This window comes from Arthrobacter sp. Hor0625, from assembly GCF_052567525.1.
Map to the genome: position 1 here is coordinate 143,721 of NZ_CP199586.1, position 15,389 is coordinate 159,109.

Genomic DNA, 15,389 nt, shown 5'->3' on the forward strand with positions numbered 1-15,389 from the left:
GCGGGGCTCACATCCGGAACAGGCCGAAGGAGGTCTCCGGCAGCGGGGTGCGGGAAACGACGTCGAGCGCCAGTCCCAGGACGGTGCGGGTGTCCGCGGGGTCGATCACGCCGTCGTCCCAGAGGCGGGCGGTGGAGTAGTAGGGGCTGCCCTGGTCCTCGTACTGCTGTTTGATCGGGGCCTTGAAGGCTTCCTCCTCCGCGGCGGACCATTCCTCGCCACGGGCCTCGTACTGGTCCCGCTTGACGGTCGCGAGCACGCTGGAGGCCTGGTTCCCGCCCATCACGGAGATGCGGGAGGCCGGCCACATCCAAAGGAAGCGCGGCGAGTAGGCGCGGCCACACATCGAGTAGTTGCCCGCGCCGAAGGAGCCGCCGATCACGACGGTCAGTTTGGGCACGCGGGCGGTGGCGACGGCGGTGACCATCTTGGCGCCATTCTTGGCGATGCCGCCCTGCTCGTAGTCCTTGCCGACCATGAAGCCGGAAAGGTTCTGTAGGAAGATCAGCGGAATGCCGCGCTGGTCGCACAGTTCGATGAAGTGTGCGCCCTTGAGCGAGGATTCGCTGAAGAGCACGCCGTTGTTTGCCACGATCCCCACCGGGTGGCCGTGAACTTTCGCGAAGCCGGTGACCAGGGTGGTGCCATAGTTCTTCTTGAACTCGTGGAAGCGGCTGCCGTCGACGAGCCGGGCGATGACCTCGCGCACGTCGTACTGGGCGTTGACGTCGGTGGGCACGGCGCCGTATAGCTCGTCCGGGTCCGCCGCCGGTTCGACGACGGTGTCGATCTCCCAGGCCGGGGGCGCCGGCTGCGGCAGGGTGGAGACGATGTCGCGGACGATCTGCAGGGCATGTTCGTCGTTCTCGGCCAGGTGGTCGGTGACCCCGGAGATCTTCGAGTGCACGTCGCCGCCGCCGAGTTCCTCGGCCGTGACGATTTCGCCGATCGCCGCCTTCACCAGCGGCGGGCCGCCCAGGAAGATCGTGCCCTGGTTGCGGACGATCACCGTCTCATCGCTCATCGCGGGAACGTAGGCGCCGCCGGCGGTGCAGGACCCCATCACGGAGGCGATCTGCGGGATCTTTGCAGCCGACATCTTCGCCTGGTTGAAGAAGATCCGGCCGAAGTGCTCCTTGTCCGGGAAGACCTCGTCCTGCTTGGGCAGGAACGCGCCGCCGGAGTCCACCAGGTAGATGCAGGGAAGACGGTTCTCCAGGGCAATTTCCTGAGCCCGGAGGTGCTTCTTGACCGTCATCGGGTAATAGGTGCCGCCCTTGACGGTGGCGTCGTTGGAGATCACCAGCACCTGGCGGCCGTGGACCAGGCCGATCCCGGCGATGACGCCGGCGCCGGGCGATTCGTCGTTGTACATGCCGTTGGCCGCGAGCGGCGCGATTTCCAGGAAGGGGCTTCCGTCGTCCAGCAGCCGGTCGATCCGCTCGCGCGGGAGGAGCTTGCCTCGGGCGACGTGCCGTTCCCGGGACTTCTCGGGACCGCCCAGCGCCGCGGCGGCGAGCCGTTCCTTCAGTTCCCGGGCCAGGCCGAGCTGCGCCTCTTGGTTCGCGGCGAAGCCGGGGCTTCCGGCGTTCACCTGGCTGGCAATTGTCTCCATTGACTGCTTCCGTCCTCGGCCGCTGAGCCGGTCCGCCCGGCGGCGCCCGGCAGTTTCGGTTAGTAACGCATAACTGAGATTTAGGTTAGTCTCTATTAACTGTGATGTCCAACACAGAATCCCCCTCCGCGGGGTTGCCGTACGGGGCTTCACGCACACAACAGCCGAGAAGAAGGGCGCGCCGGTGACCGAGACCAGCCAGCCAACCCAGCGGAGCCAGGCCAAGGAGAACCGCCGTAAGGCGCTCCTCACAGCCGCCGCGGCGCTCTTCGCCGCGGACGGGTTCAACCGCGTCTCCCTGGAGGACCTCGGCGCGGCGGCCGGAGTCAGCGGGCCAGCCGTCTACCGCCATTTCGCCGGGAAGCAGGCGGTCCTGGGCGCGCTGCTGCTCAGTGTGAGCCAGGATCTGCTCGAGGGCGGCCGCACCGTGGTGGCCGGATCCGACGATGCCGCGTCCGCTTTGGCGGGACTGGTTGAATTCCACGTTGACTTCGCGCTCAGCAACCCCGACGTCATCCGGGTCCAGGACCAGGACTTCAGCAACCTCGACGACGGCGAGCAGGCCGAGGTGCGTGCGCTGCAGCGCAGCTATGTCGAGCTCTGGGTCGATGTGCTGGCCGGCCTGCACCCGGCCACCGACCCTGCCGAGCTGAGGATGCGCGCGCACGCCACCTTCGGCCTGATCAACTCCACCCCGCACTCGGTCCGCACCCAGGGCCGCCGGATGGCCCTCAAGCGTGCCCGGCCGCTGCTCGAAAGCATGGCACTGGCCGCCCTGCTGGCCCCGGCGGCTCCCCCGGCCCGCGGCTGACCGGCCGCACACCGGCACCCCGCCGTCGTCGGCGCCCCGTCGGCTGCACTCCGTGAACCTGTCCCGCGTTCGCGGGGCACTTTGGTGCGGACACGCCGCTATCCAAAGCCCCGGCGTCGGAAAGTGCCCGCAAAGTGCCCTCGGTCGACGACGCCGAGGAACCCGACGTCGAATAGTGGCCACGAAGTGCCCCCCGGACGGCAAAGGGCCGGGCACCCACCCGACGGATGGATGCCCGGCCCCTCGGCTGAACGTGCCTAGGCCATGGCCAGCGCCATGCCGGGGTCGGCGAGGATGGCGCCGAGGTCCTGCAGGAACCGGGACCCCTGTTCGCCGTCGACCAGCCGGTGGTCGAAGGACAGGCTGAGCGTCATCACCTGGCGCAGCGCGACCTCGTCCTGGTACTCCCACGGCATCTTCCGCACCGCGCCGACGGCCAGGATGGCGGCCTCGCCCGGGTTGAGGATGGGGGTTCCGGCATCGATGCCGAAGACGCCGATGTTCGTGATGGAGATGGTGCCGCCGGACAGGTCCGCCGGGGCGGTCTTTCCGGCCCGGGCGGTGTCGGTCAGCTCGGTCAGCGCCGTGGAGAGCTCGAGCAGCGACATCCGGTCCGCGTCCTTGATGTTCGGCACGGTCAGCCCGCGCGGTGTCGCGGCCGCGATGCCGAGGTTGACGTAGTTGAACTGGATGATTTCCTGGTTGGCCTCGTCCCACCGGGCGTTGAGCGTCGGGTGGTTCCGCAGCGCGATCAGCACGGCCTTGGACACCAGCGTCAGCGGCGTGAGCTTGTAGCCCGCGAAGGACCGGCTGGCCTTCAACCGGGCCAGCAGCTCCATGGTGGGCGTGACATCCAGGGTGAGGAACTCCGTGACGTGCGGCGCGGTGAAGGCGCTGGAGACCATGGCCGCCGCGGTGAATTTCCGCACCCCCTTGATGGGGGTCCGGGTCTCCCGCCCGGCTGGCGCGGCTGCGGCCGCCGAAGCGCCGGGCTGCACGCCGGCGAGTTCCTGCGGGGCGACCGGAAGGTCGCCGCCGCCGACGAAGTTCCGCACGTCGTCGCGGGTGATGAGCCCCCGCTCCCCCGTGCCGGTGACCGCAGCGAGGTCGACGCCGAGGTCCTTGGCCAGCTTGCGCACCGGCGGCGTCGAACGCGGCCGCTCGGCCGGCCGGGTGTCCTCGGACGCCGGGGCGGCCTCGCGCACCGGCTGCGGCTGCGGTGCAGCTGCGGGCGCAGGTGCCGGCATAGCGGCCGGTTCGACGGCGGGCGCCGGCGCCACGGCCGGCGCTGCGGCCGGCGCTGCGGCAGCGGCGAAGGTGCGGGCTCGGCGGGCCGGGCGGCCGGAGCCTTCGAGCACGGCGCCGTAGCCTACGAGGTTTGGCTCGCGCTTGGCGGAGCCTTCCGGCCCGCCGTCGGCGCCGCCGTCGTCGCCCTCAATTTCGAAGGAGACGATCGGCTTGCCGACCTCCACCACGGTGCCCGGCTGCTCGTGCAGCGCGGTCACGACGCCGGCGAACGGCGAGGGCAGTTCGACCACTGCCTTCGCCGTTTCCACCTCGGCGATGATCTGGTTGAGCGTGACGGTGTCCCCCACGCCGACCTTCCAGGCGACGATTTCCGATTCGGTCAGGCCCTCGCCGAGGTCCGGAAGACGGAATTCCTTGATCATGGTGGCGGTCATCCTTCCAGCCCGCTCAGGGAATTGGGGCGGCCCAGGGCACGGTCGACGCCGTCGAGGATCCTGTCCAGGCCGGGCAGGTGGTGCATTTCAAGCTTTGAGTACGGGTAGGGAACGTCGAAGCCGGTCACCCGGACGGGCGCGGCCTCCAGGTGGTAGAAGCAGCGTTCTGTGATGCTGGCGGCCACCTCGGCGCCGAGCCCGCCGGACTGGCTGGCCTCGTGCGTGATGACGAGCCGTCCGGTCTTCCGGACGGAGGCCTCGAGCGTGACGAAGTCCAGCGGGGCCAGCGAACGGAGGTCGATCACTTCGATGGAGACACCTTCGTCGGCGGCTGCGAGCGCGGCGTCGCGGGCGGTCTTCACCAGCGGGCCATACGCGACCAGGGTGACGTCGGTGCCCTCGGTGACGACGCGCGCCTGCTCCATGGACTGGGCTGCGCCGGGTTCGAGCGACTCATCGACCTCGCCCTTGTCGTGGTAGCGGCGTTTGGGTTCGAAGTACAGCACCGGATCGTCCGAGGCGATGGCCTGCTGGATCATCGTGTACGCGTCCTGCGGGTTGGAGACGCTGACCACGCGCAGGCCCGAGGTGTGGGTGAAGTAGGCCTCGGGTGACTCGGAGTGGTGTTCCGGCGAGCCGATGCCGCCGCCGAAGGGGACGCGGATGGTGATCGGCATCTTCACCGCACCCTGGGTGCGGTAGTGCATCTTGGCGACCTGGCTGACGATCTGGTCGAAGGCCGGGTAGATGAAGCCGTCGAACTGGATCTCCACGACCGGGCGGTAGCCGCGGTAGGCCAGGCCGACGGCGGTGCCCAGGATGCCGGATTCGGCCAGCGGGGTGTCCACGACCCGGTGCTTGCCGAAGTCCTTCTGCAGGCCGTCGGTGACGCGGAAGACGCCGCCGAGGGTTCCGATGTCCTCACCCATGAGGATCACCTTGGGATCGTTTTCAAGGGACTTGCGGAGGCCGGAATTAATGGCCCGGGCAAAGGTCATCTGCGTCATCAGCGTGCACCTTCTTCGGATGCGGCACCTGCGGGATCGCCGAAGGAAGCCAGGTAACGGGTGTAGTGGTCCTCCTGGCGGTCCAGCCAGGAGTTGGGGGTGCTGTAGACGTGTTTGAAGATGTCCAGCGGCTGCGGTTCGGGCATGTTGATGGTGCCGGCGCGCAGTTCCTTCGCGACGGCGTCGGCCTTGGCGGCGACGGCGGCCTCGAGCTCGTCGGTGAGCAGGCCCTTGCGCTCGAGCAGTGCCTTGAGCCTGTTGATCGGGTCCTTGGCGGCCCAGTCCTCGAGTTCGTTGGCGTCGCGGTAGCGGGTGGGGTCATCCGCCGTCGTGTGAGGGCCCATCCGGTAGGTGACGGCTTCGATGAAGCTGGGTCCGCCGCCGCGGCGGGCCCGGTCGAGGGCGATCCGGGTGGCGGCCATGACCGCGAGCACGTCGTTGCCGTCCACCCGCATGCTCGGGATGCCGAAGCCTGAGGCGCGGTCCGCGATCTGGATGTGGGACTGCAGGCGGACGGGTTCGGAGATGGCCCAGTGGTTGTTCTGGCAGAAGAACACCACGGGGGCCTGGAAGCTGGCCGCGAAGACCATGGCCTCGTTGACGTCGCCTTCGCTCGTGGCGCCGTCGCCGAAGTAGGCCACCGCTACCGAGTCGGCGCCGTCGTTCTGGATTCCCATGGCGTAGCCGGTGGCGTGCAGCGACTGGGCGCCGATGATGATCTGCTGGGTCGCGACGTTCACCGTGTAGGGGTCCCAGCCGGCCAGGGCGTTGCCGCGCCAGGCCTTGACGATGTCCGAGGGCTTGACGCCGCGGCAGTAGGCGACGCCGTTGTCCCGGTAGCTGGGGAAGACGAAGTCGTCGTCGCGGAGTGCCCGCACCGAGCCGATCTGCGAAGCTTCCTGGCCCAGCAGCGGCGGCCAGAGGGCGAGCTCGCCCTGGCGTTGCAGGGCGGTGGCTTCCGCGTCGATGCGGCGGATGACCGCCATGTCTTCGTAGAGGGACGCGAGCTGGTCGTCGCTGATGTCCTGGACCCAGGTGTCGAACTCGGGGTGGCTGACGCGTTCACCCCCCGGGGTGATGAGCTGGACGAGATCCCCGCCCGAGCGCCTGTTTGATTCTGCACTGTTCCCGGGCCCGCCGGCGGCCATGCCGCCCTTGCCCGCGTCGTCGGTAAACACAGTTTGTCCGCAACCTTCTGACGTCGTCTGACCCGGCCCGCGGAACTCGTGATCCCAGCGCGCGAAGGCCACCCGGGCGCCGTTGCCCCGGATAATTGTGACCCTACTCACAAGTGCCAGAGGGTACAACCACCCTCGCAGAAATTGAGCATTGTGCACGCCTCAGGATTCCAGGACCGTGCTAATCTTGCGCATTATGCAAGCTTTGGATGGCACGGACACCCGCCTGCTTTCGGCCATGGCCCGTGATCCCGGCCGTACCGTGGTGGCACTGGCGCAGAAGCTGGGCCTGTCCCGGAACACGGTGCAGGCCCGGATGGCCCGGCTGGAGAAGAAGCACGCCTTCCTCTCCTTTGAGCGCCGGATCAATCCGGCGGCCCTGGGCTACCCGCTGATGGCCTTCATCTCGGTGCACGTCCAGCAGCAGAAGCTGGGCACTCTGGCGGAGGAACTGGCCGGGATTCCGGAGATCCTGGAGGGCTACGGCCTCACCGGCTCGGCGGACCTGCTGCTGCGGGTGGTGGCCCTCGACGCCGAGGATCTGTTCCGGATCAACGGCAAGATCCTGGGGTGCGACGGCGTGGACCGTACCGACACCGCCCTCGCCATGGGCGAACTGATCCCCTTCCGGATCCAGCCGCTGCTCGAGCGCGGCCCGGCGGCGGAGGGGTAGCCGGCGAGCGCTGCCCGCCGGCGAGCGCGCCCGACCCGCCCGCAGGACAAAAAGAACCCCCGCGCCGTGGCGCGGGGGTTCTTCTTGGTACGGCAGGGCCGCTTAGTGGTTAGTGGCCTTTTCGGCGCCCACGCCGGTCAGGGAGCGGACTTCCATCTCGGCCTGCTTGGTGATGTCTTCGGTCTTCTTGTCCAGCACCGTACCCAGCCAGCCCAGGAAGAACGCGAGCGGGATGGAGACGATGCCGGGGTTGCTGAGCGGGAAGATCGCGAAGTTGGCCCCGGCGATCATCGACGTCTTCGCGCCGGAAACCACCGGCGACAGGGCGATCAGGATGATGGCGGAGGCGAGCCCGCCGTACATGCTCCAGATGGCGCCCTGCGTGGTGAACCTGCGCCAGAACAGCGAGTAGATGATCGTCGGCAGGTTTGCGGACGCCGCGACGGCGAAGGCCAGCGCGACCAGGAAGGCCACGTTCTGCCCGTTGGCGAAGATGCCGCCGACGATCGCCAGGATGCCGATCACGATCACCGTGCGGCGGGCCACCCGCACCTCGGTATCCGGATCCGCCTTGCCCTTGGCCAGGACGTTGGCGTAGATGTCATGGGCGAAGGACGCAGCCGCCGTGATGGTCAGGCCGGCAACCACGGCGAGGATGGTCGCGAAGGCCACCGCCGAGATGAAGCCCAGCAGCAGCGGACCTCCAAGGTGGAAGGCCAGCAGCGGAGCCGCCGAGTTGACCCCGCCCGGGGCGCCCTTGATGGTGTCCGCGCCGACGAGGGCCGCGGCGCCGTAGCCCAGCACCAGGGTGAACAGGTAGAACAGGCCGATCAGCCAGATCGACCAGACCACGGACTTGCGGGCTTCCTTGGCGGTCGGGACGGTGTAGAAGCGCATCAGCACGTGCGGCAGTGCAGCGGTGCCGAGCACCAGGGCCAGGCCCAGGGACATGAAGTCCAGCTTGGTCGTGTCGGACTTGCCGTACTGCAGGCCCGGGTTCAGCACGGCCGGGTTCTTGGCCGTTTCGGCCGCACCGCCGAGCAGGTCCGAGAGGTTGAAGCCGTAGATCGCCAGGACCCAGAAGGTCATGACTGCGGCGCCGGCGATCAGCAGCATCGCCTTGATGATCTGGACCCAGGTGGTGCCCTTCATGCCGCCGATCAGGACGTACATGATCATCAGGGCGCCGACGACGATGATCACCAGGGCTTGTCCGCCCCAGTCGCTGATGCCGAGCAGCAGCGAGATGAGGCTGCCGGCGCCGGCCATCTGCGCCAGAAGGTAGAAGAAGCACACCGCCAGGGTTGAGATGGCGGCCGCGATCCGCACCGGGCGCTGCTTGAGCCGGAAGGACAGGACGTCGGCCATGGTGAACTTGCCGGTGTTGCGGAGCAGTTCCGCAACCAGCAGGAGGGCGACCAGCCACGCGACGAGGAAGCCGATGGAGTACATGAAGCCGTCGTAGCCGTTGATCGCGATGGCGCCGGTGATGCCCAGGAACGACGCCGCGGACAGGTAGTCGCCGGCGATGGCGGTGCCGTTTTGGGAGCCGGTGAACGACCGGCCCGCCGCGTAGTAGTCCGCCGCCGTCTTGTTGTTGCGGCTGGCGCGGAACACGATCACCATGGTGACCGCGACGAACAGGGCGAAGATGCCCATGTTCAGCAGGGTGGTGTCTTTGAGGGCGGCAACGTTGACCGCAGGGACCATAAGTGTCATTTTGCCGTTCCGCTCACTGGGTTGCCGTGCTTGTCGAACTCGTGGCCTTCGATCCCGTGGCGGATCTCCGAGGCGATCGGATCCAGCTTCCGGTTGGAGTAGCTGACGTACCAGCCGGTGATGGCGAAGGTGGAGACGAACTGCAGCAGCCCCAGGATCAGGCCGATATTGATGTTGCCCCAGACCTTTGTGGACATGAAGCCCACCGCGTAGTCAGCGAGCAGGACGTAGGCGAAGTACCACAGCAGGAATGCGATGGCCATCGGAAAGACAAAGCTGCGGTGACGTTTGCGCAGTTCCTGGAACTGCTCCGTCGACTGGACTTCCTTGAAGTCCACGGACGCCGCTGCGTCCGTTCCCTGGGCGTCGTGACCCATTGTTCCTCCTCATTGAGACTGGCGCGCCACCCCGGCTGCCCGGGCTCCGGGAAAGAGACTTCCGGCACGATGTGACAGCAATCACTGTGCACCGTGAGCTGCGTTACATTCCAGCACCGCCGCGTTTCCTGTCGCTCAACGGTTGCCCTGCTGCGCCCAACGGCGCCGCGCCGCTCCCGGGCGCTACGCTGGCAGCATGCCGGACTCCCCCCTCTTCACCGCCGCCGCGATCGCCGTGATCGCCCTGGCGATCGCCGTCGTCGTCGCTGTTGGACTCAAGGTCCTGCGATCCTTCCGGGAGCTGGGCACCGATGCGGAGCGGGCGACGTATAAGACCCTGCACGCCGCCTCGAGGGCGGGCCAGTACCTGCGCACCGGCCTCAATCCGGCTGGCGCCGCGAAGGCGAGCCGGCAGTTGCGCAGCCTGCTCGGCTGCGACGCGCTGGCCATCACGGACACCGCCGGGGTGCTGGCCTGGGACGGCTCGGCCGAGGAGTTGAAGCCTGCCCTGATGGGCCTGGCCGCCCGGGTGCTTGAGGGCGGTCACACCGCCGTCATCCCGGCCGGCGAGCTCCAGCTGCTCGCCGGCGGAAAGGCGGCTCCGGCGTCCCCGGGGACGGAGCGCGCGGTCGTGATCGCCCCGATTAAGGCCGGAACCCGGGTGGTGGGGGTGGTGGCGGCGTTTGCCCCGGCCGCCGGGTCCGGACTGGTGCGCGCGACCAGCGAGGTGGCCGACTGGGTGGCGACGCAGGTGGAGCTGGCCGAGCTGGACGCTTCCCGGACCCTGCTGATGGAGGCCGAGGTCCGGGCACTCAGGGCCCAGATCAGCCCGCACTTCATCTACAACTCGCTGAACGCGATTGCCTCCTTCATCAACACCGACCCGGTCCGCGCGCGCGAACTGGTGGTCGAGTTCGCCGACTTCACGCGCTATTCGTTCCGCCGGCACGGGGACTTCACGACCCTTGCCGAGGAACTGCGCTGCATCGACCGCTACCTGCTGCTGGAACGGGCCCGGTTCGGGGACCGGGTGCAGGTGAGCCTGCGGATCGCGCCCGAGGTGCTCAGCACGGTGATCCCGTTTCTCAGCCTGCAGCCGCTGGTGGAAAACGCGGTCCGGCACGGCCTCGAGGCCAAGGAAGGCCCGGGGCACATCACCATTACCGCCAACGACTCCGGGGCCTTCGCCGAGGTCACGATCGAGGACGACGGCGTGGGGATGGATCCTGAGAAACTGCGGGCGATGCTGGCCGGACACGGCGACGGCGACCACGTCGGCCTGCGGAACGTGGATGCCCGCCTGCGGCAGGTCTACGGCGAGGACAACGGCCTGGTCATCGAGACGGCCCCCGGCGAGGGCACGCTGATCACCCTGCGGGTGCCAAAGTCCCAGCCGATGCACGATGCCTGAGCGGCCCCGGCCCTACCCGGCAGTACCCTAGAACCATGATTAACGTCCTCGTCGCTGATGACGAGCTGCCCGCTGTCGAAGAGCTGGCCTTCCTGCTCGGCCGGGATGAGCGGATCGGGGCCATCCACCGCGCGTCCTCCGGCGCCGAGGCGCTGCGTACGCTCGAAGCCGAGGACATCGACGCGGTCTTCCTCGACATCCACATGCCGGCCCTCTCCGGGCTGGACATCGCCCGGGTCATTTCCCGCAGCGCGAAGCCGCCCGCCGTCGTCTTCGTCACGGCCGACGAGGACTGCGCCCTGGAAGCCTTCGAACTGGCCGCCGTCGACTACCTGCTCAAGCCGGTCCGGGCGGAGCGGCTGGCCCGGTCGGTCGGCCGGATCAGTGAGCTGATCCGTGAGGGCGCGCCGGCGCCGGAGATGATCACCGTGGATCTGGGCGGAACCACCAAGATGATCCGGCGGGAGGACGTCACCTACGTCCAGGCGCAGGGCGACTACGCCCGCTTGCACACGGCGGACGCGAGCTACCTCATCCGGGTCCCCCTGGCGGACCTCGAACAGCAGTGGGCCGACGCCGGCTTCCTGCGGATCCACCGTTCGTACCTGATCGCCCTGAACCATGTCGGCCACCTCAAGCTGGCCGCCGCCCGTCCCAGCGTCACCGTTGCCGGGGCCGAACTGCCGATCAGCCGCCGGCACCTGCCGTCGGTCCGGGAGAAACTCGGCGCCACCCGGATCCGGCCGCAGGCATGACCCGCGTCCGCGTCACGGCCCCGCGCGGCATCTCCGCGGGAGGGGCCCAGGCAGCCGGGGCCACCGGAAATCCCCCGGCAGGCGGGGTTCCGGCGGGCGGGGCGGGCGCGGGCAGCGCCGCGGGGCTGCGCACGGCCGCGGACGCGCGTGAGGCCGCCGAGGAATCCGACGCCGGGCAGGTCTTCGTCCAGGCCCTGATCCGCTCCCAGCTGCGTCTCGGGATCGTCGTGGCCGCGGGGTTCCTGCTGATTCTGCTGGCCTTCGCGCTGATGCTGGGCGTGGTGCCCGGGCTGGCCGAGCTGCGGATCGCCGGGCTGCCGTTCGACTGGGTGCTGCTGGGCGCCGGCATTTACCCGGTGATCGGGCTCAGCGCCTGGCTGTACGTACGGACGGCGGCGCGGAACGAGTCCCGCTACCGGGACCTGGCCGGGGACCGGTGAGCGGGGCGTGAACCCCGTCGTCGGCGTCGCCGCCTTCGCCGCCGTCTCGCTGGCAACCGCCGTGATCGGTTTCTACGGCCTGCGGATTTCGCGGACCACCGGAGACTTCTACGTCGCTTCCCGCACGGTGCGCCCGTGGTGGAACGCCTCGGCCATCGGCGGCGAGTACCTTTCCGCCGCGAGCTTCCTCGGCGTCGCCGGCCTCATCCTGCTCTCGGGCACCGACGCATTGTGGTTCCCGGTCGGCTACACCGCCGGGTACCTGATGCTGCTGTTGTTCGTGGCCGCCCCGCTGCGGCGCTCCGGCGCGTACACCATCCCTGACTTCACCGAGGCCCGGCTGGATTCGCGGGCGGTGCGCCGGGTGACGAGCTTCGTGGTGGTCGTGGTCGGGTGGCTCTACATCGTCCCGCAGCTGCACGGCGCGGCGCTGGCGATCCGGATCACCACCGGCCTGCCGGCCTGGGTGGGTCAGGCGGCCGTGGTCGCCGTCGTCTGCGTGACCGTGGTCTCCGGCGGGATGCGGTCCATCACCTTCGTCCAGGCGTTCCAGTACTGGCTGAAACTGACGGCGCTGGCCGTGCCTGCATTGTTCATCCTGTTTTCGCTCGCCGGGACCGGTGCGCCCGCTGCTGCCGGCGCGGCCGTCAATCCGACGGCGCTGGCGCCTGCCGGGCCGTACCAGAACATCTCGCTGCTGGTGGCCCTGCTGTTCGGCACGCTCGGCCTGCCGCACGTGCTGGTGCGGTTTTACACCAACCCGGACGGCCAGTCGGCCCGGCGGACCACGCTGATTGTGCTGGGGCTGCTGTCCGTCTTCTACCTGTTCCCGACGGCGTACGGGCTGATCGGACGCGTCTTCGCGCCGGGGTTGGCCAAGAGTGGCCAGGCCGACGCCCTGGTGCTGCTTCTTCCGGGCCGGCTGGTCGGCGGGCCCGCCGGGGACATGCTGTCCGCCCTGGTCGTGGCGGGTGCTTTCGCCGCGTTCCTGTCCACCACCTCGGGCCTGGTGGTGTCGCTGGCCGGGGTCATCAGCCAGGACGTGCTCGGCGGCAGTGTCCGCGGGTTCAGGCTCGCCGCCGTCATCTCCGCGGTGGTGCCGCTGGGCATTGCGAGCATGACCGACTCCACTGCCCTGGCCGGGAGCGTGGGCCTGGTCTTTGCCTTTACGGCCTCGACGATCTGCCCGGTGCTGCTGCTGGGCATCTGGTGGCGGGGGCTGACCGACGCCGGCGCCATCGCCGGGATGCTGACCGGGGCGGTGCTCTGCGGCGGTTCGATGCTGGCCGGGGCGGTCCTGGGCGGCGCCGGGACCCCGCCGTGGCTGGCCCAGCCGGCCGCCTGGACGGTGCCGGCGGCCTTCGCGGTGATGGTTGCGGTATCGCGGGCCACCCGGGGCCGAGTGCCGCGGACCATCACCCGGCTGATGACGAGGCTGCACACCCCGGAGCGGCCGCTCGCGACCGAGCGCTGACGCAACCGGCCGGGCAGCCCACGGCCGGCCGGGTGTTCGACCGGGTGCCGCCGGCGGGCTTAGCAGTCGCCTGCCGGCGGCTTAGTCGATCGCGGCCATCAGTTCGACGACGCGGTCCAGGAAGGCGTCGACCTGGTTTTCCTCGTAGCCCTCGCGGCCGACGGCCGGGCGGAAGACGGCGCGGCGGACGTTGTCCACGCTCAAGGGCTGGTCTTCCTCAAGGTAACCGATCAGCTCTTGGCAGAGGTCGTCGACGTCGGCAGTGTTGTAGCTGCGCGCCTTCGCCTTGGCGGGCCGCCGGAAGCGCTCACCGTCCGGACGGTGCAACCTGCCGCGGAGCACGCCGGCGAGGCGGCCGATTTCGCGCAGCCAGGCTTCCTCGCCGCGTTCCTCGACGAGTTCGTCCCGCTCGCGGCGGGCCAGGGCATCCTCCAGCCGGTCAAGTGCGGCGTCGACGCCGGCCGCCGAATAGCCGCCCTTGACCGGGTCGAAGGACACTGCCCGGACGTCGGCGCTCTTGACCGAGCGTGAAGCGGCGTGCGGCGTTTCGAATGACACCCGTGCGCGCTGCAGGAACTGGTCCACCTGCTTAGCGTTGTAGCCGTATTGGTTCCGCTGCACGCGGTCAAAAGAGGCGGGGATCTGCCGTTGAATGTCCACTGTTACTTTGTTTCCTTCGATGCCGTCCGGTGCGGCATGCGCCGGATACGGGCTGGTTTTTACCGGCACCACTCTAGGCGCCGGGAGGTGGCGGGGGCTCCGCCTTAGCCGCCGGCTCCGGCGGAGAAAATCATGAAGGCCACCGGTGAGGCGAAAACAATGGAGTCCAGCCGGTCCATCACGCCGCCGTGGCCCGGAAGGCTGTTGCCCATGTCTTTGATCCCCAGTTCGCGCTTGACCATGGACTCGGCCAGGTCGCCCGCGGTGGCGGCCGCCACCATGCCCACAGCCAGGGCGGCACCGAACCACCATGGCTCCCCCAGCACGTAGATGCTGGCCAGGACGCCGACCAGAACGGCGCCGGCGATCGAGCCGCCGAATCCCTCCCAGGATTTCTTCGGGCTGATTTTCGGCGCCATGGGGTGCTTGCCGAGCGAGGCACCGACGAGGTAGCCGAAGGTGTCATTCGAGACCACGAGCAGCAGGAGCGTGCCGATCTGCCAGGCCCCGATGGGCACTACCCCGCCGGGCCAGAACCCGATCGGCGTGACGCCGCCGGAGGCGTGCAGCGGCAGCACGGCAAAGCTGATCAGGAAGGGGACCCAGGCCAGGGTGAACACCCCGGCGAAGATGCTGCGCGCAGACCCCGCCGCCCCCTCCAGGGAGCGCCAGAGCAACACGGCAACGCTGCTGAGCAGCAGCGCAAACAGCAGGCTTTCCGGGCCGCCGAAGTAGGCCGCCAGCGGCATGGCGATCGTGCCGGTCATGGCCGGCACGATCGGCAGGCGCGTGCCGGAGGCCTCCAGCGCCCGGAACACCTCCCACACGCCGAACACGGCGAAACCTGTGACGGTCAGGACGAACGCCAGGGGAAGGAACAACAGTCCGCCGAGCACGGCAAAGAGCATGGCGAGCCCGACCGCCGTCGCCGCAGGGAGGTTCCTGCCGGCCTTCGGCGTCGGGTTGCGCCGTTCTTTCCCCCGTGCCCGGACGCTGGGTCCGGGCACCCGTTCGTCGGCCACCATCAGACCTCGAGCAGCTCAGCTTCCTTGCGCTTGAGCAGCTCGTCGATGCCGTCGACGTGCGCCTTGGTCAGGGCGTCCAGTTCCTTCTCGCCGCGGGCGCCTTCGTCCTCGCCGGCTTCGCCGTCCTTGACCAGGCGGTCCAGGGTTTCCTTGGCCTTGCGGCGGATGTTGCGGATGGACACCTTGGCGTCCTCGCCCTTGGACTTGACGATCTTGACGTATTCCTTGCGGCGTTCCTTCGTCAGCTCCGGGATGGTGATCCGGATGACGTTGCCGTCGTTGGACGGGTTGGCCCCGACCTCGGAGTCGCTGAGCGCACGTTCGATATCCCGCAGCGCGGTCTTGTCGAAGGGCGTGATCAGGATGGTCCGTGCGTCCGGAACGGCGAACGAGGCCAGCTGCTGCAGCGGGGTGGGCGAACCGTAGTAGTCCACCATGACCTTGTTGTACAGGCCCGGGGTGGCACGGCCGGTGCGGATCGAGGCGAAATCTTCCTTGGCTACCTCAACCGCCTTGTCCATCTTGTCCCCGGCTTCGAGCAAGGTTTCTTCGATCACGTTCA

The 15,389-nt window shown here is 68.9% G+C and carries 15 protein-coding genes; 6 read left to right on the top strand and 9 right to left on the bottom strand.

The window, feature by feature from the left end:
- Window positions 1–7 precede the first annotated feature (7 nt).
- The gene (locus ACTWLI_RS00705; RefSeq protein WP_445154823.1) at window positions 8–1,615 is read right to left on the bottom strand and encodes a carboxyl transferase domain-containing protein; all 1,608 of its coding nucleotides are present in this window, start codon (window positions 1,613–1,615) and stop codon (window positions 8–10) included.
- Between the two features lie 184 nt (window positions 1,616–1,799).
- Between ACTWLI_RS00705 and ACTWLI_RS00710 the strand changes: the two genes are divergently transcribed.
- Window positions 1,800–2,426 (top strand): SACE_7040 family transcriptional regulator, encoded by a 627-nt coding sequence (locus ACTWLI_RS00710; RefSeq protein ID WP_445154824.1) that lies wholly within the window; start codon window positions 1,800–1,802, stop codon window positions 2,424–2,426.
- 257 nt (window positions 2,427–2,683) lie between these two features.
- On the opposite strand, the gene ACTWLI_RS00715 is transcribed toward ACTWLI_RS00710, so the two are convergent.
- Genes ACTWLI_RS00715 through pdhA form a run of 3 tightly spaced genes read right to left on the bottom strand, consistent with a single transcriptional unit; the run spans window position 2,684 to window position 6,293 of the window.
- Window positions 2,684–4,108: a dihydrolipoamide acetyltransferase family protein gene (locus ACTWLI_RS00715; RefSeq protein WP_445154825.1), complete on the bottom strand. Its 1,425-nt coding sequence runs from the start codon at window positions 4,106–4,108 to the stop codon at window positions 2,684–2,686.
- Window positions 4,105–5,115, bottom strand: coding sequence for an alpha-ketoacid dehydrogenase subunit beta (locus ACTWLI_RS00720; protein ID WP_445154826.1), 1,011 nt, complete (start codon window positions 5,113–5,115; stop codon window positions 4,105–4,107). The genes ACTWLI_RS00715 and ACTWLI_RS00720 overlap by 4 nt, the downstream gene beginning before the upstream one ends.
- Window positions 5,115–6,293: a pyruvate dehydrogenase (acetyl-transferring) E1 component subunit alpha gene (gene pdhA, locus ACTWLI_RS00725; protein WP_445154827.1), complete on the bottom strand. Its 1,179-nt coding sequence runs from the start codon at window positions 6,291–6,293 to the stop codon at window positions 5,115–5,117. The genes ACTWLI_RS00720 and pdhA overlap by 1 nt, the downstream gene beginning before the upstream one ends.
- 196 nt (window positions 6,294–6,489) lie before the next feature.
- Between pdhA and ACTWLI_RS00730 the strand changes: the two genes are divergently transcribed.
- Window positions 6,490–6,966 carry an Lrp/AsnC family transcriptional regulator gene (locus tag ACTWLI_RS00730; RefSeq protein WP_445154828.1) on the top strand — a complete coding sequence of 159 codons (477 nt, stop codon included), beginning with the start codon at window positions 6,490–6,492 and terminating at the stop codon, window positions 6,964–6,966.
- A 102-nt stretch (window positions 6,967–7,068) separates the two neighbouring features.
- Here ACTWLI_RS00730 and ACTWLI_RS00735 read toward each other — a convergent pair whose 3' ends face one another.
- Complete coding sequence (locus ACTWLI_RS00735; RefSeq protein ID WP_445154829.1) at window positions 7,069–8,685, bottom strand: solute symporter family protein; 1,617 nt, start codon at window positions 8,683–8,685, stop codon at window positions 7,069–7,071.
- On the bottom strand, window positions 8,682–9,062 hold the full coding sequence (locus ACTWLI_RS00740) for a DUF485 domain-containing protein (protein WP_056740479.1): 381 nt from the start codon (window positions 9,060–9,062) through the stop codon (window positions 8,682–8,684). Before ACTWLI_RS00740 ends, ACTWLI_RS00735 begins: the two co-directional genes overlap by 4 nt.
- 196 nt (window positions 9,063–9,258) lie before the next feature.
- Here ACTWLI_RS00740 and ACTWLI_RS00745 point away from each other — a divergent pair, with 196 nt between their 5' ends.
- Genes ACTWLI_RS00745 through ACTWLI_RS00760 form a run of 4 tightly spaced genes read left to right on the top strand, consistent with a single transcriptional unit; the run spans window position 9,259 to window position 13,142 of the window.
- Window positions 9,259–10,473 (top strand): sensor histidine kinase, encoded by a 1,215-nt coding sequence (locus tag ACTWLI_RS00745; protein WP_445154830.1) that lies wholly within the window; start codon window positions 9,259–9,261, stop codon window positions 10,471–10,473.
- Window positions 10,474–10,508: 35 nt separating this feature from the next.
- The gene (locus tag ACTWLI_RS00750) at window positions 10,509–11,228 is read left to right on the top strand and encodes a LytR/AlgR family response regulator transcription factor (RefSeq protein WP_445154831.1); all 720 of its coding nucleotides are present in this window, start codon (window positions 10,509–10,511) and stop codon (window positions 11,226–11,228) included.
- Window positions 11,225–11,668: a hypothetical protein gene (locus ACTWLI_RS00755; protein WP_445154832.1), complete on the top strand. Its 444-nt coding sequence runs from the start codon at window positions 11,225–11,227 to the stop codon at window positions 11,666–11,668. Before ACTWLI_RS00750 ends, ACTWLI_RS00755 begins: the two co-directional genes overlap by 4 nt.
- Before the next feature lie 7 nt (window positions 11,669–11,675).
- Window positions 11,676–13,142 carry a sodium/solute symporter gene (locus ACTWLI_RS00760; RefSeq protein WP_445154833.1) on the top strand — a complete coding sequence of 489 codons (1,467 nt, stop codon included), beginning with the start codon at window positions 11,676–11,678 and terminating at the stop codon, window positions 13,140–13,142.
- 81 nt (window positions 13,143–13,223) lie between these two features.
- Here the strand turns inward: ACTWLI_RS00760 and ACTWLI_RS00765 are convergent, their stop codons facing one another.
- The 3 genes from ACTWLI_RS00765 to frr form a co-directional block, all read right to left on the bottom strand.
- Entirely contained in the window at window positions 13,224–13,802 is a 579-nt protein-coding gene (locus tag ACTWLI_RS00765) for a DivIVA domain-containing protein (protein WP_445154834.1), read from the bottom strand.
- A 104-nt stretch (window positions 13,803–13,906) separates the two neighbouring features.
- Complete coding sequence (locus ACTWLI_RS00770; RefSeq protein WP_445154835.1) at window positions 13,907–14,827, bottom strand: phosphatidate cytidylyltransferase; 921 nt, start codon at window positions 14,825–14,827, stop codon at window positions 13,907–13,909.
- Window positions 14,827–15,384 (bottom strand): ribosome recycling factor, encoded by a 558-nt coding sequence (gene frr / locus ACTWLI_RS00775; protein WP_056740467.1) that lies wholly within the window; start codon window positions 15,382–15,384, stop codon window positions 14,827–14,829. Before frr ends, ACTWLI_RS00770 begins: the two co-directional genes overlap by 1 nt.
- Window positions 15,385–15,389 lie beyond the last annotated feature (5 nt).

Coding starts and splice junctions, on each gene's coding strand:
- ACTWLI_RS00705 (WP_445154823.1), bottom strand. CDS start 1,615: ATGGAGACAATTGCCAGCCAGGTGAACGCCGGAAGCCCCGGCTTCGCC.
- ACTWLI_RS00715 (WP_445154825.1), bottom strand. CDS start 4,108: ATGACCGCCACCATGATCAAGGAATTCCGTCTTCCGGACCTCGGCGAG.
- ACTWLI_RS00720 (WP_445154826.1), bottom strand. CDS start 5,115: ATGACGCAGATGACCTTTGCCCGGGCCATTAATTCCGGCCTCCGCAAG.
- ACTWLI_RS00730 (WP_445154828.1), top strand. CDS start 6,490: ATGCAAGCTTTGGATGGCACGGACACCCGCCTGCTTTCGGCCATGGCC.
- ACTWLI_RS00735 (WP_445154829.1), bottom strand. CDS start 8,685: ATGACACTTATGGTCCCTGCGGTCAACGTTGCCGCCCTCAAAGACACC.
- ACTWLI_RS00740 (WP_056740479.1), bottom strand. CDS start 9,062: ATGGGTCACGACGCCCAGGGAACGGACGCAGCGGCGTCCGTGGACTTC.
- ACTWLI_RS00745 (WP_445154830.1), top strand. CDS start 9,259: ATGCCGGACTCCCCCCTCTTCACCGCCGCCGCGATCGCCGTGATCGCC.
- ACTWLI_RS00750 (WP_445154831.1), top strand. CDS start 10,509: ATGATTAACGTCCTCGTCGCTGATGACGAGCTGCCCGCTGTCGAAGAG.
- ACTWLI_RS00755 (WP_445154832.1), top strand. CDS start 11,225: ATGACCCGCGTCCGCGTCACGGCCCCGCGCGGCATCTCCGCGGGAGGG.
- ACTWLI_RS00770 (WP_445154835.1), bottom strand. CDS start 14,827: ATGGTGGCCGACGAACGGGTGCCCGGACCCAGCGTCCGGGCACGGGGG.